Consider the following 18,626-nt stretch of genomic DNA (forward strand, 5'->3'; position numbering starts at 1 on the left):
TTACAGAAATTAAACATTCGTAGGAATAAAAAAAGATAAATTGGGGGCGCTGGAAAAGAAAACCCTTGAGAATGTTGCCTATTCCTCAAGGGTTTATTTCTAATCAAGTATGAATTCTTCACCAATTTCGGTGATATAGTCAGCTTCGACTTTTTTATTATGGTAGCAGGCCACCTACAGGAAGAAGCAAATGGATTCCCGCCAAACTTCCGGGAAAAAGGAATTTATCTGAAGGAACTGCAACCCAAACACCTGCAAGATTTTTATCAGCATGTCTTGAAAGAATTCGGTCTGACCACGAACATCGTGCTGCTTTATCATGCCAACATCCGTCAGGCATTGCAGCATGCTTTTGAAACGGACATGATTCCTTCGAACCCCGCAGACAAAGTTAGACGGCTCAAGAAGGACCAATTTATCGGGAGCTACTACACAAGTGATGAACTAAACGATTTGTTCGAAGTTGTGAAAGGCGGTCCGGTTGGGTTGGCTGTTATTCTGACAGCTTTTACGGGCTGCGGCGAAGTGAAATTGTCGGACTTAAATGGGCCATCAACTTTCAGCATCAGACAATTACCATTAAGCACACGGTTATCCCTGTGTCGTATCAAGGCAAACAAATCATAGTGGCGAAAGACCGGGCCAAAAACAAATCGAGCTATCTACTTTGCCGCTCGTCCTGAAAAAGCATAACTTGCGGCGGATTCGTTTCCACGATCTTCGGCACAATGTGCCAGCTTGCTTTTGCTAACGGTGTCAGCTTAAAGGAAATTCAGGCATGGCTGGGGCATAGCCATTATTTCACGACCGCCAACATCTATGTTCATCTTGAATACAGCTCAAAGATTTCTTCGGCTCAAGTAGTGAGCAATACATTGCAAATTCCGAGTATGCAAAAAGCTCCTGAATCTCCAAGAGGAAATTCAAGAGCTCGTTCATTGTTAAAGCGATGCGGTCGAGAGGACTCGAACCTCCACGGGGGGTTAGCCCACACGGACCTGAACCGTGCGCGTCTGCCAATTCCGCCACGACCGCATATTATGTATTCATGATGATGTTTTTAATCACCGTGATTAAGATTATATCTCTCATGGATCGTAAAATCAAGTAGTTTTTATATTATTATATTTTTCTATAAATAACACCTAGAAACATGCATATAAAACTGGATATCACACACCATATATGGTAATATGAACGCATCAGGAAAGGAGGTGCGTCAACATTAGTAATCATATGTTGAGCGTATCCCTTACCCTATCCGCTAATCTCTAATTTTCAGAGTTAACGGAGGCGCGGGATACGGATCAAGGCTTTAGCCAAGCGCCACGGGTGAAAAGACCGTCCATAAAGACGGTCTTTTTTATTTCAGCTTATTAGCTACCGAATAAAGTTACATATTGTGAAAAGTGGCGATACCGTGTCTTGGATACTTGGCGGCTCTGTTTATACGTGTCGACTCTCAAAGGAAGGGATATGGCATAAGCAGAGCCCTTTATTTTTATATAACTAGCGATATATGTTCTCTCATTTAAGCTTTAGCCCGTAAACCTCGGTATATAAAAGCTGCTTGAACGGAGCAAACGCTTGTTCTGACAACGCATCTGGATAACTCATAATTTGAAGCGGCAGATCAGCCTGTCCTTCTCTTAGAGGAGGCTGTACATATTCAAACGGATTCAGATGAAACCCCAAACGTTCATAAAAACAGATTCTTCTCCGGGTCCATTCATCCACTGGCGGCTCAACCTCCAGTACTACCGGTTTATCAGACTGTAAGATAAATCTACTCATGAGCTTTTTGCCTAATCCGCCACCTCGTATACGGGAATCTACCGCAATGTGCTCTACAAACCGAAAATATGCAAATTCCCAGCCCGCCAAAAAGGCCACTGTATTGCCCTGCTCATTCTTTTCAGTCATGATGCGATAGCTAGGATGCTTCAATAAAGATTTTTGAGACTCAAACGATCTGCACTCTGATTCTGGAAAAGAAGCCTCCATGATCGCATATATTTCAGAAAAATCGGGTTCATTCATCTTATATCCCTAGCTCCTTTACCCCTAAATCCCTAAATGATGGCTGTATTCCATCATTAAGAGGAATGTTTAGACCTTGTGCAATTCCGTAAGCGTCAGCAAAATATGCTCCAATAGCTCCGGGATATCCTCCATCTGATCTTCATTAATTTGTCTGGAAAATTGAAGCTCAATCTTGTTTTGATATGTAGCTGCCTTCTCCCCGTAAACAAAACTGAGCGTTTGGAGCGGCCTAAGATCCGGCTTCCAAATTTGCGTCAATATATCTTCAATCTGGCTGCACTGTGTTTCCATCTCACGAACTTCCATATAGAAGCTGAGCAGCAGTACACATCCGGGGATTTGATCTTCGATCTCCAAAATTTCCGCAGCCAAGTTGTTTAAATCTGCATTTAGGCGAATTTCTGCCGTCACACCGGGTCGTTCCTTCAGCCTGAAATGTATAGCGAATTCACGCGACATCACGGACATTTCCAATCGGTCGATCCGTTGCGTGATTTCAATACGTGAATCCAGACTATCCAGATCGTATACTGCATTTTCCATACCTACTTTTAAATTATCAAAAACCGTCGGGTCAAACATGTTCATTTCACCTCTGCCTATCATTCCTTATGTTTCATACATTTAACATTCAAATATGATCCCAATCAAATGAGTATATCATAAATGTTTGCAGCCAAGAAATTCACCGATTTTCCAGCAAAAAAACCTTTATAACAAAATATATAATCAAAGGAATAAAATGGTGGAAGTTATATCTTTTTACCCATTAACACTACAATCTGTAGTGTTATAATCGCACGAGTGGGTTACATGATACATAGTTCATTTTCTACAGAACTCCCTTAGATTCTACTCCTAAGAGATGAAAAAATACACCTTTGTAACAAAATATTCTATTATATTTATTTTATTGATAAATATCCCTTTTTATTATTCCAATTTACTGGTAAATAGTATACAATAAAATCGACTTAATTACTAATATATTCATATAAATGAATATAAGTCCCAAAAAAGAGAGGAAGTTTATTCATGAAAAAAACGTTGTTAGCTTCATTAGGCTTGACCCTTATGCTAAGTACTTCTGCCAGTGTCGCGTTAGCCGAAGAAGCAAATTCTGTACCAGTAGCAAAGGAATCAATTCTTGCCTCTTCACTTACAGGTAATGAACAGGAGCCAAATGATGATTTTGACCAAGCTAATGAATTTTTAATAGGTGATGCTTTCATTGGAACCCTCGGTAAAGAGGGGGTACCCGGAGTCTGGGAAGCCTACGATGTATATAAATTTAAGGCTTTTGAATCACAAGAAGTTCATTTTACAATTCAGGGAGACAGATATCCTGATTGCTGGTTGCAACTGACTATTTACGATAGTAATGGTCAAAGAATTAAACGTTCAAGAAACGGCCAATACTTTTTAAATACAGATGTTGAAAAAGGTAAGGAGTACTACCTAGCCGTCGATGCGCCAGGACTTCAACCTTACACAGGAAAAACATTCTTTTATAAAGTCTCTTCTGAAGTTGTAGAGTAAACTATTTAAAATCATGTACCTTATCAAGTAGTTAAATCATTATTTAATGCCTGCTGTTGTATTGGATACATACAAAAGGCACATATAAAAATCAATAAAATCTCTAACTATACCAAAAGCCGCGTCCCTATCTCAAGGGTCGCGGCTTTTGGTAGTTCAATCATTCCAATCGGTACACTCAGTCATTAAAGCTCCAACTATTTCTTACGACAAACGCGAGCTAAAGTCCTCGTAGGAGAACTGACGGATTACCTTGATGCCCTCCTCGTCGTTGTAGCTGGCGATGGCTGGCAGGTTGACTCCGTTAAACATATGGTTTTTGACCATCGTATAATGGGCCATATCGCAGAATACAAGCTTGTCTCCCGGCTTCAAAGGCTCTTTAAAGGAATAGTCCCCGATCACATCTCCGGCCAGGCAAGTAAGTCCACCGAGTCTGTAGGTGTGTGCATACTCACCAGGCTTGCCTGCATCAATGATATTCGGACGATATGGCATAGCCAGTACATCAGGCATATGACATTCAGCCGAAGTATCCAGAATGGCAATGTCCATTCCGTTTTTCATCGTATCCAGAACTGTAGCGACCAGATAACCGGTATTCAAAGCGATAGCTTCGCCCGGCTCCAGGTAAACCTGTACACCATATTTATCCTGAAAATATTGGATGCAGCGTACCAGCGTGTCCAGATCATAGTCTTCTCTGGTGATATGATGACCGCCGCCAAAATTAAGCCATTTCATTTGCTTAATGTATGGCCCGAACTTCTCATCCACGACTTTAATGGTGCGCTCCAGCGTGTCGGAATTCTGTTCACACATCGTATGAAAATGAATACCATCCACGCCTTCCAGATCCTCAGGCTTAAAGTTAGCCAAGGTCACACCCATTCTGGAGTTGTTGTAGCAAGGATCATACAGCGGAGTTTCGATTTCCGAATATTCCGGATTGACCCGAATTCCAATTTCTATCTTTTTGGAAGTCACGCCTTGCACCTTACTTTTGAACCGTTTCAATTGATCGAAGGAGTTGAAAACGACGTGGTCAACATACTCCAGTAGCTCGTCAAATTCACTGTCAACATAAGCGGGTGCGTATACGTGAACCTCCTTGTCCATTTTTTCGCGACCCAGTCTCGCCTCGAACAACGAACTGGAAGTTACGCCTTTTAAATATTTACCAACCAGAGGAAATGTCGAAAACATCGAAAATCCCTTAAGAGCAAGCAAAATATTGCAGCCTGTTCGCTCTTGAACAGAATTTAAAACCTCAAGGTTTTTCACAAGAAGTCTTTCGTCAACAAGGTAACAAGGTGATGGAAGTCCGCTAATATCAATATTCATCACAGGCCTCAATCAAGCAACGTTGGCGTAAAGCTCTCTTGCCATGGCAATCCGTGTTTACTCAGTGCTTCCATGAATGGATCTGGATCAAATTCCTCAACGTTGTATACGCCTGGTTTTTTCCAGATGCCTTTAATAATAAGCATTGCGCCGATCATGGCAGGAACACCTGTCGTGTAGGAAATGGCTTGGGAGCCAACCTCTGCATAACATTCCTCATGATCACACACATTGTATACATAATACGTTTTCGGTTTTCCGTCTTTAACGCCTTGAATGATACATCCAATGTTCGTTTTACCCTTGGTTCTAGGTCCGAGGGAAGCCGGGTCTGGCAAAATGGCTTTCAGGAATTGCAATGGAATGATTTGCTGTCCTTCGTAATCAATAGGCTCAATGGAAGTCATGCCTACGTTTTGAAGCACGTTCAAATGATTCAGGTAGTTGTCCGAGAAAGTCATCCAGAAACGGATTTTTTTCACGCCTTTAATGTTTACTGCAAGAGATTCCAGTTCTTCATGGTACAAAAGATATATATTTTTGGGTCCGATTTCAGGAAGGTCGTATACCTTTTTCTCGGAAAGAGGCTCAGTTTCAATCCACTCTCCATTTTCAAAGTAACGGCCCTTCGCCGTAATTTCCCGAATATTAATTTCCGGATTAAAGTTCGTAGCAAAAGGATATCCGTGGTCCCCTGCATTCGCATCTACAATATCAATCGTATGAATTTCATCAAAATAATGCTTTTGAGCATAAGCCGTAAATACTCCAGTCACGCCTGGATCAAAACCGCTGCCCAGCAGAGCTGTAATGCCCGCTTTTTCGAATCTTTCTTTGTAGGCCCATTGCCAGCTGTATTCAAACTTCGGCGTATCCGGCGGTTCATAATTCGCCGTATCAACGTAATGAACGCCTGTCTCAAGGCAAGCATCCATAATCGTCAAATCCTGATAAGGGAGAGCCACATTGATAACTACATCCGGTTGAAAGCTTCGAATCAGGTCAATGACCATGTCGGTGTTGTCAGCATCAAGCTGAGCCGTTTGTATCTTCGTACGGCCTCCACCCAGCTTTTCTTTAAGCGCATCGCATTTCTCAACAGTTCTGCTTGCGATACAAATTTCTTCAAATACATCTGGGTTTTGGCAACATTTATGCACCACAACGCTGGCCACGCCACCGGCGCCAATAATCAATGCTTTTCCCAAAATAAATAACCTCCTTATTCCATACGCTAATCGCTAATCATTCTTGCAAACAAAATGATTATAAAGACATCCCACCAAATAATCAAGAAAAACGATAATTTGCAGTGTAAAAATTCACACGGCTATGTCACAAAAATTTTACAAATCCCAAATTCAGGCATGAAAACGCCATAAAAGCCCCTCCCAAGGCGTTCCAAGGAAGTCAGTACACGTTTACCGGAAGTTTTTTTGCATTCCAGGTAAACAGCCTTAAAAAGTTAATATTATCTTATATCTAATAAAAAGGCCACCCCGCCAATTCCTATGAAGAAGATTCAGAGCGTGGTAAAATGATTGGCTGGTACTGTAGGATTGTTTATCATGAATAAAGCCGCCCCCGATGCGGGAACGGCTCTCTATAAAACTAAAACAAAACTAAACCTTATTAAACCATGATTTTGCAAATATCGTTGGTGAATTCAACCGGGTCTTGCAGTGGCAAGCCTTCGATCAACAGTGCCTGATTATACAGCAATGCCGTATAGAGATTGACCTTCTCCTTGTCCTCGGCAAAAGCCTCTTTCAGAGAGTTGAACACCGCATGGTTGATGTTGATTTCCAGCACTTTATTCGCTTTGACGTCAGCGTTGTTCGGCATAGCATTTAAGATTTTCTCCATTTCAATCGTCACTTCGCCGTCTGCGGACAGACACACCGGATGTGTCTTCAAGCGCTTGGAGGCTTTAACACTGGATACCTTGCCTTCCAGCAAGCCCTTCATGTACTCGAACAGCTCTTTGTTGTCGTTTTGTTCCGCTTCTGTTTCCTTCTCGTTCTCGTCAGCCTCAATGCCCAGATCGCCACTGGATACGGATTTGAATTCTTTCTCCTTGTAGCTCATGAGCATTTTAATAGCGAACTCATCGATATCATCGGTGAAATACAGAATTTCGTAGCCCTTGTCGGCCACCATTTCGGTCTGCGGCAGCTTCTCGATACGCTCATTGGACTCCCCGGAAGCATAATAAATATACTTCTGATCCTCAGGCATACGCGATACATACTCGTCCAGTGTAACCTGCTTTTTCTCCGTAGAAGAGTAGAACATGAGCAGATCCTGAAGCGTCTCCTTATGAGTGCCATAATCGTTGTAGACGCCAAATTTCAATTGTCTGCCAAATGATTTGTAGAATTGATCATACTTTTCCCGATCATTTTTGAGCAGAGTTAGCAGTTGGCCTTTGATTTTGTTTTCGATATTTTTGGCAATCAGCTTCAGTTGACGGTCATGCTGCAACATCTCTCTGGAAATGTTCAACGACAAGCTTTCGGAGTCCACCATACCTTTGACAAAGCTGAAATAATCCGGCAGCAGGTCAGGCGATTTTTCCATAATCAGTACGCCGTTGGCGTACAGCTCCAGTCCTTTTTCATACTCCTTGGAATAGAAATCAAACGGGATATTTTCTGGAATGAACAAAATAGCCTGGTACACCACCGCGCCGTCCGCGCTGACGTGGATATGCTGGAGTGGCTTGTCGTAGCCATAGCGTTTTTCCGCATAGAAATTTTGATAATCCTCGTCGGTCAGCTCGCTTTTGTTCTTTCTCCAGATTGGAACCATGCTGTTAATACGCTGTTCTTCCTCGTAATCCTCGAACTCGTTGTCACTGCCCTCTTTCAGACGTTTGCCTGTAACATCCATCTTGATCGGATAACGGATAAAGTCGGAGTATTTCTTGATCAGTGCTTTTAAACGATACTCGTCCAAATATTCGTCGTAGGACTCATCCTCGGTGTTTTCTTTGATTTTCAAAACAATCACAGAGCCGACCTCGTCTTTTTCAGCCGGTTCAACGGTATATCCATCTGCACCTGTGGATTCCCACTTATAAGCGGTATCGCTGCCCAGTGCCTTTGTAGTCACTGTAACAACATCCGCCACCATAAATGCCGAATAGAAGCCGACCCCGAACTGCCCAATGATGTCATGTCCATCCTTGGATTCATTCTCATTTTTGAACGCCAGCGAGCCGCTTTTAGCAATGACACCCAGATTGTTTTCCAGTTCTTCCTTGGTCATACCAATCCCGGTATCGCGAAGAGTGAGCGTTCTGTTCTCCTTGTCGGCCGTTACTTTGATATAGTAATTTTCTTTGTCAAAGACCAGTTGATCATCCGTCAACGCTTTGTAATAAATTTTATCAATTGCATCACTTGCGTTGGAGATCAGCTCTCTTAGAAAAATTTCCTTTTGCGTGTAAATCGAGTTAATCATCATTTCGAGCAGACGCTTGGACTCAGCCTGAAACTGTTTTTTCTCCATTCTGATATCTCCTTTCGAATATGAACCTTATGTAAGGTAAGGCTGCACATGGGGAACCGTCCAAACTCGAAAGTCTGTTAGCACTCCCCTCATTCGAGTGCCAGCCTACCTTTTTTTATAACATTCCTCATTTTTTATGTCAATACGATAGATGCATGATATAGTCCCAATTCCGAAATTGTTAGTGCCTGATCTCCTTGAACATGACGTTAAACATCTCGACGGAAGATGGGAACAGCCCTTGTACATGGGGAATCAGGTTATCCCTGATGCGTAACTCGTCCTCGTCCAGATGCTGCAAATCCTGATGATAGAACCATACAACGGGATAGTCACCATCCTTCTGTCTGCTCCCTGCATTCAAACAGACAGGACCCTCGTTCTCCTCTGCCACTGCGAAGGGAATATACCCTGCCGACAGCAATGGCGACCACTGGTCGATCAGCTCATAAAATCCCTTCAGCCCTTGGCCCACAGGCATTCGTGGAAACTCAACGAAGGTACAATCGCTCCAGTACACCCCCGGAATGCATTCGTTATCGAATTGTAAAGACACATAATGATAGGACATGATGAAACTTCTCAGCAAGGGAGGAAGCTCGAAATGGTAGGTTTCCTCAAGATCCCGAACTTCCTGCTCTGTGATCTGCGAAGGAAGAGGCTTCCACTTGATCCAGCCTTCCTCATCGGCATTGCCGTCACGCATCTCGAAGGGTACATTTTCTACCAAATCCATAAAAAAAGCCTCATCCATATGTGCAAATAACTCCTTCATGGATGTGCGAATATCCGCCTTCTTGTCCATGTCTCCGCACCTCTTTCCTTTCTATATCAGAACTGCATCATGTGCCATTACACATTCTTCCAAGTTAGCTTAACAGATTTTGCTTTTATCCTCATTTGCAAAATATTCGTATTACCAGCGCAGTGGCTCATGATTACGCCAGATGATCCAACGCTCTGTCTCACGAATTGGAGCGGTGCCGATGCTGTATTCATCCTTGGTGCCGCTTTGCAAATCAATTACATGAAGCATACCGCCGCAGGTCCCAACCGCTAACATGCCTTCATTTGACGTAACCGCCAATCCGGATATCGTACTGCCGACAAAATAGCGCCAAAGCTCGCGGCATACATACATTTACAACTTATAAAACCCGATATAAGTACAAGCACCCCGTAAAGTGTCAAGACTACATAAGGAGATTGATCTATTCATGAAAAGAATCACCGCACTTGTTATCCTGTCCCTGCTATTACTTGTAACCCCGATCTACGCTGCTGCACCAACACCTATGCTGGTCTATGTGGATCAAAGTAACCATTCGTTCATCCCTCTCCGCCTCCTGAACAGCTATGAAGGGATCACCATCAACAAGACGGCTACGGACAAAAAGATTGAGATTTCTCAAGGCGATACCCAGCTCACCTTGTTTGCTGGACAGTCTACGGCTAAAGTGAATGACCAGACGGTTCGCATGCACAGCGTTCCTTTTACCGACAATGGTTCTACCTATGTTCCTTTGCAGCTCATCAGCCAGCATCTAAACCTGCAAGTCTCATGGCAAAAGGAAACTTCATCCGTACATATCAAGCAGGGCACAACGTCCGTCAGGCTTCCGGTATTCACGGGCAAGCTACCTGGCAGCACCACACCGATCCAGACGGCTCATAAAAGCTTCAAAGTCGGATCACGCACCTTCTCCGCTAAGGTGGTCACCATCTCCATGCTTCATCCCAAGGTGAGTCTGGACGTGGCGCTGGCAGGCAATAGCATCGGCAAAGTGGAGAACCTAAGCGGTCTCGCCAAACGCAATCAAGCGGTTGTAGCCATCAACGGTACCTACTTTGACGCCTATACCAAAAGCTCCTACAAAACACCTTACGGCTATCTGGTCAGCCACGGGAAATTGTTGAAAAAAAGCTCTGGCGACCAACGAACCGTCTTCACATACGATGCTAACCATTTGGCCGAGCTGGTTTCAGGTCCTGCCTTTGAGCAGCGTTTAAGTCAAGGCAACGTCGAAGGTGCCCTTCAAGCCGGGCCTCGTTTAGTGACGAATGGAAAGGTTTCCCTGAATATAAAAGCCGAAGGCTTCAAGGACCCTAAAATATTAACAGGCGGCGGGACCAGAAGCGCCCTCGGGATTACACGGGATCATAAGCTAATCCTCCTGACCACAAGCGGAGCCACCATGTCACAGCTCGCTCAAATCATGAAGCAGGCAGGCGCTTATCAGGCCATGAATTTGGACGGCGGTGCTTCCAGCGGGCTGTATTACAACGGCTCCTATCTCACCACACCCGGCCGCCAAATCAGCAATGCGATTATTATAAAATATCAATAGACGGGTTAAGGGCTGTCTTCACGGATATGTAAAGCCGTGGGGATGGCCTTTGCCATTTTCATAAGCTCAGGTTTCCACCTGTCCAGGGTTTCCGCATATTCAAGCGGCTTGTCCGGGTCGTTACAGGGTTCATCCTGTATTTACAACCGGATCAGACTTGTAAAGCTATTGCTGCCTTCGCTGCTCTGTATTAAAGAAAGGGGAATAGATTAAAAAAGCTACATTCCCCTGATTCAACTCGCCCAGCTCGTCCTCTTCAATGGACCACCAATCCGGCTCATCGTCCAAGCGATGCTTAAGTGCTTCCGTATCAAATATGCAAAGGGTCGCCGTGTCTGTCGTGAATTGAAATGGACTGCTTGCTACGTTCATTGTGTAGTCCTCCTGATCTTGGTCAACGAATCTCCGTTTTTTTCGCGTATTCTGCGTATCCATGTATGTCACATTGCTAAGGGAAATTTTCCCTGTATATAAAGTATAGCAATGCTTGCAGGGACAGACGACATGCTTAGGTTAGCATCCGTTCTACACAAAAAAAGCCTTCCCTCACTATATAGTGAAAGAAGGCTGCTTTGTGAATTTAAGCGGCGCTAACCTGCTGTTAGATCATAAAAGATTTAGTGATAATCACCAGCAAAATAAACAATACCAGAATTGCGCCTGTGGATGTCCATGCTCCACCGCCACCGTAACCAACTTCACCCATGTCTGAATCCCTCCTTGCTTTAAAGCATACTCTTATCGTATGAAGAAAAATGCTTTACGACAGGGCGCATTGGCAACGTTTATTTGGCAAGCGAGTTTATTTTGACAAGATAGGACTTCTTAGAAAATGGACTGATACGTTTCGGATGGATCGGTAATCACACGGGGGGACAACTGGCACAGAATGTCGTCGGTTCTGCGCAGCAGTCTGCCCACATCCTTGTTCTTCATCTTTCGAAGGAGCGGGGTTTCTAACTGGGATGACAGAAATTGAGTGGTGCCTATAAATACGACAACATCCAATCCCGGGTTGGTGTCGGTATGTAATAAGTGCAGCAGGTCACTCATGCTCAGGAAATCTGGAGGGCAAAGGGTATTGTTTTCCTTCATATATAGGGCTTTCAGCATGGAAGTCAAAGCCCAGTCGCACAGGATAATGCAGCATTGGAGCTGGTTGTGCTTTTGCAGGATTTTGGCTAGTTTCATGTGGTATTGGGCTAGGGTGTAAAAATCGGTTATTGAATGATGTAAGTGTTGTTCGTGTCTGGATGACTGGGCATGACTTCGGTTAAGGGTAGAAGGATCTTTTTTCATATCTATTCCTCCAGAGAATTTCAATATTAGTCTTATTATACCCCGAAATAATACTTATAGATATCATTAATATTTATTATATTCATCATTCAATGTTTTCCTTTAGATATCTTGTCTACACTTTTAGAATAGTGAGGTGTAGACGATGGAAGATAAAGAAGTTCTCAAATTAGTGGGTGCCAGAATACGTGCTTTGCGAAAAGAAAAGGGCTTGTCTCAGGAATCGCTTGGAGAAAAAGGCGGATTTCATTTTTCATACATAGGGCAGATTGAACGTGGGGAAAAGAACGTATCCTTATTAAATATAGCTAAAATTGCAAATGCACTGGATGTTAATTTGATTCAGCTTTTTGCTTATGTAAATGAGGAAATTAAGGTTACAAAGCATGAAGCCGAACTAAATGAAATACTAACATTGCTTAGAAAGTCAAACCCTCAAAAAATTAAGCTAGCGAAAAATATTGTTAAAGAGATTTTAAACAATGAATAATGACACGCACGCATATGTGGTTCAGTTACATCGTGTAGAAACATATCAAAAAAGCCGCTCATCAGATTGATCTAATGAACGACTTTTTTTGCGTAACTGCTTAGTAGCGTGTTTGCGCCTTTTCAGTGTTTCTAATTTCTTATCATTCCCTTAATTCAGCGAGTACCTCTTTCGCTAAAGCAACGATATTGGCTGCGTTAAAGCCAAAGGCTTCTACAACTTCAGTTCCTTTACCGGATGCGCCAAAACGATCAATGGCTAACATCTTTCCGTCCAGTCCGATATAGCGTTCCCAGCCAAAGCTTGCCCCCATTTCAATGCCGACGCGGGCACGTATTGCTTTGGGCAAGACTCTTTCTTTGTAAGCCTCGTCCTGCTGATCAAAAGCAGATGTGTTCGGCAAGCTTACGACAGATGCTGAAATGCCTTCGTTTTCCAAGATACTCTGTGCTTCGACAGCCAGCTTCACCTCTGAACCACTTGCGATTAACAGCAAATCTGGTACTTCTTTGGAAGCAGGCGCTAAAACATATCCGCCTTTTTTCACACCTTCCAACGCCTTTTCAGAGCTGCCTGCAAGGATCGGCAGAGCCTGACGTGTAAGGACAAGTGCTGTCGGTGTTGAAACTGATAAGATCGCCATATGCCAGGCAGCGATCACTTCATTGCCGTCTGCGGGACGGATTACATTTAAATTCGGCATCGCACGCAATCCTGCCAGTTGCTCGATCGGCTCATGGGTAGGTCCATCTTCTCCTACGATAATGGAGTCATGGGTTAGTACGTAAATCACCGGAAGTTGCTGAATGGCCGCCAAGCGTATAGCTGCTTTTAAATAATCGGAAAATACAAAGAAAGTTCCTCCATAAATCTTTAACCCACCGTGTAGTGCTATGCCATTCATTTCAGCTGCCATCGCAAATTCACGTACACCAAACCAAATGTTACGTGCTGCTGGGGCTGATTTAGAAAAACGTTCATCCCCTGCAATTAATGTCTTATTAGAGCTCGCTAAGTCAGCTGAACCTCCAAAGAAATAAGGGACCTGCTGTGCAATCAAGTTCAAGATGTCGCTGCCGGTATCTCGTCCTGCTTTACTTGAGCTTGCTTCGTAATCAGCCAGTGGTTTTTCCCAATCAACGGGCAGTGTATTGGTAAAGCTGTCATGAAATTGTTTAGCCAGTTCTGGATAACTTTCCGTATAATTCACCATTAGAGCCTGCCATTCAGCCTCGGCTTTGGCACCACGAGCTGCTACTTTTTCACGAAAAAGGGTATATACTTCCTCTGATACGGTAAAAGCCGGTAGTTCCCATTGATAGCTCAATTTTGCCGCAGCCGTTCCTGTTTCTCCCAGAGGTGAACCATGAACTTTATGCGTACCGGCATGCGGTGAGCCATACCCGATCACAGTCTTCACTTCAATAATTGTAGGTTGTGTATGATTTTCTCGTGCCAAGTCAATCGCTGCAGTAATCTCGGTAAGATCATTACCCTCTGTAACCAGGATATGTTGCCACCCACTGGACTCAAACCGCTGTTTTATATTTTCTGAGAAAGAGTGACTCAGTTCTCCATCCAGCGATATGTCATTGGAATCGTATAGCATGATTAATTTATCCAATTGCTCATGGCCGGCATGAGAGATCGCTTCATTAGCCACGCCCTCCATTAAATCACCATCTCCGCACAAACAATACGTGTAGTGATCCACGATCGGAAAGGACTCCTTATTATATAAACCTGCTAAATGCCGTTCTGCCAATGCCATGCCAACAGCCATCGCCACCCCTTGTCCCAAGGGTCCCGTCGTCGCTTCCACACCGTCGGTGTGTCCGACTTCTGGATGCCCGGGCGTTCGGGAACCTAACTGCCGGAATTTCTTCAAATCGTCAATCGTCACATCAAAACCGGATAAGTGAAGCAGACTGTAAAGGAGCATGGATCCATGGCCAGCAGACAGAACGAACCGATCCCGATTTTCCCATCGCGAATTTTTGGGATTTACAAGTAATGCCTGTGACCAAAGAGCATAAGCCATAGGTGCTGCACCTAAAGGTAATCCGGGATGCCCGGAGTTTGCTTCATCAATCGCGTCTAAAGATAATGCTCGAATGGCCATAACGGCTTGAAGGTCTTGCTGGTCAAATCTCATAAAGTTTGTCCTCTCTTCCTGATCCTCGTTTTTTATAGTGTTCATTTATATTGTTTATTGCGCACTGCTTTTCGGCTTTTTCAGGCTTACCAAAATCATAATGAGCAGCACCAAACCGATCCCGATCATCGTTATCGTTTTTCCACCCATCTGGTTTAGCCCGCTCAAGAACAGCCCCACTACACCAAAGTCGGAATCGGAGAAGGTTGCGTTGGCTAACCCGAGATCCCCTAAAACAGGTATTAATAGAATGGGCATGAAACTGATGAGCACTCCGTTCACAAATGCGCCTAAAATGGCGCCACGCACACCGCCCATGGTATTTCCAAACACTCCTGCTGCTGCTCCTGTGAAGAAGTGCGGGACAACCCCAGGTAAAATAACAATCCCGCCGGATAAAACCAGAATGAGCATGCTGACAATCCCCCCGACAAAACTGGAGAAAAAGCCTATCAGTACCGCGTTCGGAGCATAGGTATAAACAATGGGGACATCCAGCGCCGGTTTGGAATTCGGTACAATTTTCGAGGAAATCCCTTTAAATGCCGGTACAATTTCAGCCAAGACCAGACGTACACCCGACAAGATGATAAATACGCCTGCAGAAAACAACCCTGCCTGAAGTAGCGCAAATAAAATATAGTTTTTCCCATTACTCAAGTGACTTTCGACATAAGCCGGACCTGCAAAAAGGGCTACAATGATGTAGAAGACCGCCATCGTTAACGCAATACTGACCGTACTGTCCCGCAGAAAGCCGAGTCCTTTAGGGAAATTGATTTGTTCAGTGGATACAATGTCTTTCTTACCTTTCACTGCCATACCTACCAGCCCGCCAATAGCAAAGCCGACCGCGCCAGAATGCCCCAAAGCCACATTGTCATTGCCCGTTAATTTACGGACAAATGGCTGCACAACGGCTGGAGAAAGCGACATGAAAATACCTACAGTCAGCGCTCCAAAAAGGATAAGGGAGACGGATGTGAAACCACTCACTGATAAAATGATAGCAATCATACATGACATATATAGCGTAATATGACCTGTTAAAAAAATGTACTTAAATCGTGTAAAACGAGCAATCAGCAGGTTCACAATCATACCGAAAAACATAATCAGTGCGGTGGAGGAACCATACTTACTCACGGCAAGAGCCACAATAGCTTCATTATTTGGAACGATACCGCTTACATGAAACGCTGCTTTAAACATATCGCCAAAAGGTGCAAGTGCTTGCTGCAAAACACCTGCGCCTGCGCTGATGACAAGAAATCCTACAAACGTTTTGGTCGTTCCCTTCAGGATATCCGAGAGATTTTTCCGCTGAGCCAGCAACCCTACCAAGGCAATCAACGCAACTAGCACAGACGGCTCACTCAAAACGTTAATGAGTATATTCAAAGCTTTATTCATATGGGCCAATTCTCCTTACAATAGATTTTTATCTTGTAAGACTGCTGTTAGTTTTGTGCGTAATTCCTCGAGATCGATAATGTTTTCCAGAACGACCACATCACCCAGGCTCGCCCCGCCTTCAGCAATGTCTCTGGCAAGAAAAAACACATCTGCGCTCCCAGGCGTAGCGGAACCCAGATCGGAATGATCTACTTCCACACCATCTACGCCCATCTCATTCAATAGCTGCTTAATATTCATTTCCACCATAAAGCTTGTTCCCAGACCAGAACCGCAAACTGTTAAAATTTTCATTTTTTATCGTCTCCTTTTTTTTGCATCATGGCTATAATTTCGTCCGCTGTTGTAGCTTCTTTCAAACGGTTTAACGAATCGTCGTTGACCAGAAACGAAGTCAATTCCGTCAGCGCCTTTAAGTGCAACTTATTGTCAATCGCCGCCAGGCAAATAAACATATCAATCGCATGCTCCGGCTGATCAAGCAGCAACACCGGTTTTTTCACTCGCAACAGCGACATCCCCAATTTCTGCACACCTTGTTCCGGCCGTGCATGTGGGATAGCAATTCCTTTGCCGACATGAATAAAAGCACCGATTTCCAAAACTCTGTTAATCATTGCCTGTGTGTAATCAGGTGTAATATAGTCCTGCTCCTCCAATGGTTTGGCTGCTAGTTGAATCGCTTCCTTCCAATCCAGGGGAGCATCCGTGAATTGAATTTTATCTACAGTTAAAAGCTCGGACAACATAGGGGAATGACTCCTTTCAATTGAACGCATCTGTCGTAAATGATTTGTTAAATCTGTATAAAGTGCTTTTTCGTTTTTAATCGTGGCATGTTTCCGTATGGTAGCCATTAATTCATCTATGGGTACAGCAGAGGGAACGGGCAATTCAAAATCAGCAGCAACAGCTTGCTGCAAATAATCTTCTTCTAATGCGGTTAATAATGGGCGAGTCAAGTAAACAGGTTTGGATGATTCCAAATAAATAGTAGAAAAAATCATGTCATAGCTATCTGGAGATATCTGTTTTAATTCCGCAACTGAATGTGATTCCGTAAAATGCACTCCCGGAAATAGCTGACACAATTGCGTCCGTAACATCATGGAGGAACTGATCCCGTTTGGACATACAATTGTAGCCCGGTATACTTTAGGTTCGGGCTCTAATCTGCGGACATGCCCCCCGAACAAAATGGTAAAGTATCCAACCTCTTCATCCGAAATCCACTCCCCTGTAAAATCAGACAACGGCTTCAACGCTTGCTTGACCAGTTTGAACAGGGCACCATGTTCTGCTTTGATAGTGTCAATTAAAGGATTAGATAAAGGCACTTCACACATAATCCTAAAGTAAGCTGGTACCAAATGCTTGTACAAGATCGATTGCAAAACAGGTTTTTCTTTAAAGGGTACTAGGGTCAGGCGTTCTACTTCTCTGATAATTTCGTCAGATACATAACTCAGCTCTTCACTGGGATAAATATGGGGCACGCCCTGCGTAGCTGACAATAATTGAATCGTTAGATATACGATCTCCATCTCATGCACTTCATTAAACAAATAAGCGGATAATTTCTTGCCCATCAGAAAGAGTGGTTGTTGTTGTATTAACTCTGTTTGCTTAACGGGCAAAAACAGTGCATTACGCCCATAGCGGAATTGCAGAAACAACAGCTCATAAATAAGTTGATCCAGCCTGTTGCCCACAAAGACGACCTGATACTCATGAGCCATATCGGTTAATTGCTGCTTGATCGTTGTACTCGTATCTTCATATTTCCAACTATCCATCACCTGCTTGATACCCGGGCGTCCCATCGGCAGCTGTAATAGTGTCCCAATACATACCGATGCAAATCGACGCTTGTGACGCTCTTCTCCCTCCAATTTAAAACCGTCCGTTCGGTTATAATCTAATTTGACACCTTCTCCCTGACAAAGCGCACGCAGCTTTTTGACATCTGCCAAGGCCGTATTTCTGCTTACCTGGAGCAAAGACTGATAATGAACGATCGAAATCGGCTCCCGCCGGATATACGTGTATAAATAAATCAAATACAGTCGTTCATTCTCTTGAAAAACCAGTTGCTTGCGACCAAGTGACAATTCCTCATTTTTCCAGTATTTCTTAACTCTTTCGTCAATCTTAAACCCCATTTCAATTACTTCAATCTTCGGTAAATCCAACTCAATTAGTCCGTCATTTAATTTATTCAGCGTATATTCAAACTGTCGAGGCGATAAATTCAATTGAAGTCTCAACTCCGGAATTGACAACTTCGGATAGTTAACCATCTGAGTTAGCAATTGCAATGACTTGTGGTCAAACATCTTATGAGCCTCCTTGTGCTTATTATAAATGAAAATTATGAGCCATATCATAGCTGTTGAATCCAATCTTTGTTGTGATGTTGGCAGGTGTATTGGACTGAAATGTCATCCTTTACTTACATGCGAAAGGCAAGAGGCTCCTG

At 43.6% G+C, this 18,626-nt stretch carries 17 protein-coding genes, 1 tRNA gene and 1 pseudogene; 4 read left to right on the forward strand and 15 right to left on the reverse strand.

What is annotated here, in order from left to right; all coding sequences use genetic code 11:
* The first annotated feature begins 159 nt into the window (after window positions 1-159).
* A complete protein-coding gene (locus ACQ4MX_RS05050) occupies window positions 160-627 on the forward strand; it encodes a phage integrase SAM-like domain-containing protein (protein ID WP_431089622.1) in 468 nt (155 codons plus the stop codon).
* 323 nt (window positions 628-950) lie between these two features.
* On the opposite strand, the gene ACQ4MX_RS05055 is transcribed toward ACQ4MX_RS05050, so the two are convergent.
* The 3 genes from ACQ4MX_RS05055 to ACQ4MX_RS05065 all read right to left on the reverse strand — a co-directional run bounded on the left by ACQ4MX_RS05055 (window position 951) and on the right by ACQ4MX_RS05065 (window position 2,625).
* A tRNA-Leu gene (locus tag ACQ4MX_RS05055) sits at window positions 951-1,035 on the reverse strand.
* A gap of 492 nt (window positions 1,036-1,527) precedes the next feature.
* Window positions 1,528-2,040 carry a GNAT family N-acetyltransferase gene (locus tag ACQ4MX_RS05060; RefSeq protein WP_431089623.1) on the reverse strand — a complete coding sequence of 171 codons (513 nt, stop codon included), beginning with the start codon at window positions 2,038-2,040 and terminating at the stop codon, window positions 1,528-1,530.
* 69 nt (window positions 2,041-2,109) lie between these two features.
* Window positions 2,110-2,625, reverse strand: coding sequence for a hypothetical protein (locus tag ACQ4MX_RS05065; protein ID WP_431089624.1), 516 nt, complete (start codon window positions 2,623-2,625; stop codon window positions 2,110-2,112).
* A 453-nt stretch (window positions 2,626-3,078) separates the two neighbouring features.
* Between ACQ4MX_RS05065 and ACQ4MX_RS05070 the strand changes: the two genes are divergently transcribed.
* Window positions 3,079-3,582 carry a hypothetical protein gene (locus ACQ4MX_RS05070; RefSeq protein ID WP_431089625.1) on the forward strand — a complete coding sequence of 168 codons (504 nt, stop codon included), beginning with the start codon at window positions 3,079-3,081 and terminating at the stop codon, window positions 3,580-3,582.
* A gap of 204 nt (window positions 3,583-3,786) precedes the next feature.
* On the opposite strand, the gene nspC is transcribed toward ACQ4MX_RS05070, so the two are convergent.
* The 5 genes and pseudogenes from nspC to ACQ4MX_RS05095 all read right to left on the reverse strand — a co-directional run.
* Window positions 3,787-4,926 carry a carboxynorspermidine decarboxylase gene (nspC, locus tag ACQ4MX_RS05075; protein ID WP_431089626.1) on the reverse strand — a complete coding sequence of 380 codons (1,140 nt, stop codon included), beginning with the start codon at window positions 4,924-4,926 and terminating at the stop codon, window positions 3,787-3,789.
* Window positions 4,927-4,934: 8 nt separating this feature from the next.
* On the reverse strand, window positions 4,935-6,134 hold the full coding sequence (locus tag ACQ4MX_RS05080; protein ID WP_431089627.1) for a saccharopine dehydrogenase C-terminal domain-containing protein: 1,200 nt from the start codon (window positions 6,132-6,134) through the stop codon (window positions 4,935-4,937).
* A gap of 424 nt (window positions 6,135-6,558) precedes the next feature.
* On the reverse strand, window positions 6,559-8,439 hold the full coding sequence (gene htpG, locus ACQ4MX_RS05085) for a molecular chaperone HtpG (RefSeq protein ID WP_431089628.1): 1,881 nt from the start codon (window positions 8,437-8,439) through the stop codon (window positions 6,559-6,561).
* Between the two features lie 181 nt (window positions 8,440-8,620).
* Window positions 8,621-9,244 carry an SMI1/KNR4 family protein gene (locus ACQ4MX_RS05090; RefSeq protein WP_134910368.1) on the reverse strand — a complete coding sequence of 208 codons (624 nt, stop codon included), beginning with the start codon at window positions 9,242-9,244 and terminating at the stop codon, window positions 8,621-8,623.
* A 111-nt stretch (window positions 9,245-9,355) separates the two neighbouring features.
* Window positions 9,356-9,568, reverse strand: a pseudogene (locus ACQ4MX_RS05095) (PQQ-binding-like beta-propeller repeat protein); the annotation flags it as partial.
* A gap of 88 nt (window positions 9,569-9,656) precedes the next feature.
* Between ACQ4MX_RS05095 and ACQ4MX_RS05100 the strand changes: the two are divergent.
* Window positions 9,657-10,787 (forward strand): phosphodiester glycosidase family protein, encoded by a 1,131-nt coding sequence (locus tag ACQ4MX_RS05100; protein WP_431089629.1) that lies wholly within the window; start codon window positions 9,657-9,659, stop codon window positions 10,785-10,787.
* A gap of 165 nt (window positions 10,788-10,952) precedes the next feature.
* Here the strand turns inward: ACQ4MX_RS05100 and ACQ4MX_RS05105 are convergent, their stop codons facing one another.
* The 3 genes from ACQ4MX_RS05105 to ACQ4MX_RS05115 form a co-directional block, all read right to left on the reverse strand.
* The gene (locus ACQ4MX_RS05105) at window positions 10,953-11,159 is read right to left on the reverse strand and encodes a DUF6386 family protein (protein ID WP_431089630.1); all 207 of its coding nucleotides are present in this window, start codon (window positions 11,157-11,159) and stop codon (window positions 10,953-10,955) included.
* A gap of 229 nt (window positions 11,160-11,388) precedes the next feature.
* A complete protein-coding gene (locus ACQ4MX_RS05110; protein WP_222934649.1) occupies window positions 11,389-11,493 on the reverse strand; it encodes a YjcZ family sporulation protein in 105 nt (34 codons plus the stop codon).
* Window positions 11,494-11,612: 119 nt separating this feature from the next.
* On the reverse strand, window positions 11,613-12,086 hold the full coding sequence (locus ACQ4MX_RS05115) for a hypothetical protein (RefSeq protein WP_431089631.1): 474 nt from the start codon (window positions 12,084-12,086) through the stop codon (window positions 11,613-11,615).
* Between the two features lie 145 nt (window positions 12,087-12,231).
* On the opposite strand from ACQ4MX_RS05115, the gene ACQ4MX_RS05120 reads away from it, so the two are divergent.
* A complete protein-coding gene (locus ACQ4MX_RS05120; protein WP_044647110.1) occupies window positions 12,232-12,576 on the forward strand; it encodes a helix-turn-helix domain-containing protein in 345 nt (114 codons plus the stop codon).
* Between the two features lie 142 nt (window positions 12,577-12,718).
* On the opposite strand, the gene tkt is transcribed toward ACQ4MX_RS05120, so the two are convergent.
* Genes tkt through ACQ4MX_RS05140 form a run of 4 tightly spaced genes read right to left on the reverse strand, consistent with a single transcriptional unit; the run spans window position 12,719 to window position 18,483 of the window.
* Window positions 12,719-14,731, reverse strand: coding sequence for a transketolase (gene tkt, locus ACQ4MX_RS05125; protein WP_431089632.1), 2,013 nt, complete (start codon window positions 14,729-14,731; stop codon window positions 12,719-12,721).
* Window positions 14,732-14,785: 54 nt separating this feature from the next.
* Complete coding sequence (locus ACQ4MX_RS05130; RefSeq protein WP_044647108.1) at window positions 14,786-16,144, reverse strand: PTS ascorbate transporter subunit IIC; 1,359 nt, start codon at window positions 16,142-16,144, stop codon at window positions 14,786-14,788.
* 15 nt (window positions 16,145-16,159) lie between these two features.
* A complete protein-coding gene (locus ACQ4MX_RS05135) occupies window positions 16,160-16,441 on the reverse strand; it encodes a PTS sugar transporter subunit IIB (protein ID WP_010349015.1) in 282 nt (93 codons plus the stop codon).
* Window positions 16,438-18,483: a BglG family transcription antiterminator gene (locus tag ACQ4MX_RS05140; RefSeq protein WP_431089633.1), complete on the reverse strand. Its 2,046-nt coding sequence runs from the start codon at window positions 18,481-18,483 to the stop codon at window positions 16,438-16,440. The genes ACQ4MX_RS05135 and ACQ4MX_RS05140 overlap by 4 nt, the downstream gene beginning before the upstream one ends.
* Window positions 18,484-18,626 lie beyond the last annotated feature (143 nt).

Origin of the sequence: Paenibacillus sp. 8b26 (genome assembly GCF_050626875.1) — a bacterium.
Lineage (GTDB): Bacteria > Bacillota > Bacilli > Paenibacillales > Paenibacillaceae > Paenibacillus.

Excerpts from the sequence above, each read along its gene's own strand:
- ACQ4MX_RS05105 (WP_431089630.1), bottom strand. The coding sequence starts at position 11,159 with ATGAACGTAGCAAGCAGTCCATTTCAATTCACGACAGACACGGCGACC.
- ACQ4MX_RS05050 (WP_431089622.1), top strand. The coding sequence starts at position 160 with ATGGTAGCAGGCCACCTACAGGAAGAAGCAAATGGATTCCCGCCAAAC.
- ACQ4MX_RS05060 (WP_431089623.1), bottom strand. The coding sequence starts at position 2,040 with ATGAATGAACCCGATTTTTCTGAAATATATGCGATCATGGAGGCTTCT.
- ACQ4MX_RS05070 (WP_431089625.1), top strand. The coding sequence starts at position 3,079 with ATGAAAAAAACGTTGTTAGCTTCATTAGGCTTGACCCTTATGCTAAGT.
- tkt (WP_431089632.1), bottom strand. The coding sequence starts at position 14,731 with ATGAGATTTGACCAGCAAGACCTTCAAGCCGTTATGGCCATTCGAGCA.
- ACQ4MX_RS05065 (WP_431089624.1), bottom strand. The coding sequence starts at position 2,625 with ATGTTTGACCCGACGGTTTTTGATAATTTAAAAGTAGGTATGGAAAAT.
- ACQ4MX_RS05130 (WP_044647108.1), bottom strand. The coding sequence starts at position 16,144 with ATGAATAAAGCTTTGAATATACTCATTAACGTTTTGAGTGAGCCGTCT.
- ACQ4MX_RS05140 (WP_431089633.1), bottom strand. The coding sequence starts at position 18,483 with ATGTTTGACCACAAGTCATTGCAATTGCTAACTCAGATGGTTAACTAT.
- ACQ4MX_RS05110 (WP_222934649.1), bottom strand. The coding sequence starts at position 11,493 with ATGGGTGAAGTTGGTTACGGTGGCGGTGGAGCATGGACATCCACAGGC.
- htpG (WP_431089628.1), bottom strand. The coding sequence starts at position 8,439 with ATGGAGAAAAAACAGTTTCAGGCTGAGTCCAAGCGTCTGCTCGAAATG.
- ACQ4MX_RS05115 (WP_431089631.1), bottom strand. The coding sequence starts at position 12,086 with ATGAAAAAAGATCCTTCTACCCTTAACCGAAGTCATGCCCAGTCATCC.
- ACQ4MX_RS05100 (WP_431089629.1), top strand. The coding sequence starts at position 9,657 with ATGAAAAGAATCACCGCACTTGTTATCCTGTCCCTGCTATTACTTGTA.
- ACQ4MX_RS05120 (WP_044647110.1), top strand. The coding sequence starts at position 12,232 with ATGGAAGATAAAGAAGTTCTCAAATTAGTGGGTGCCAGAATACGTGCT.
- ACQ4MX_RS05135 (WP_010349015.1), bottom strand. The coding sequence starts at position 16,441 with ATGAAAATTTTAACAGTTTGCGGTTCTGGTCTGGGAACAAGCTTTATG.
- ACQ4MX_RS05090 (WP_134910368.1), bottom strand. The coding sequence starts at position 9,244 with ATGGACAAGAAGGCGGATATTCGCACATCCATGAAGGAGTTATTTGCA.
- nspC (WP_431089626.1), bottom strand. The coding sequence starts at position 4,926 with ATGAATATTGATATTAGCGGACTTCCATCACCTTGTTACCTTGTTGAC.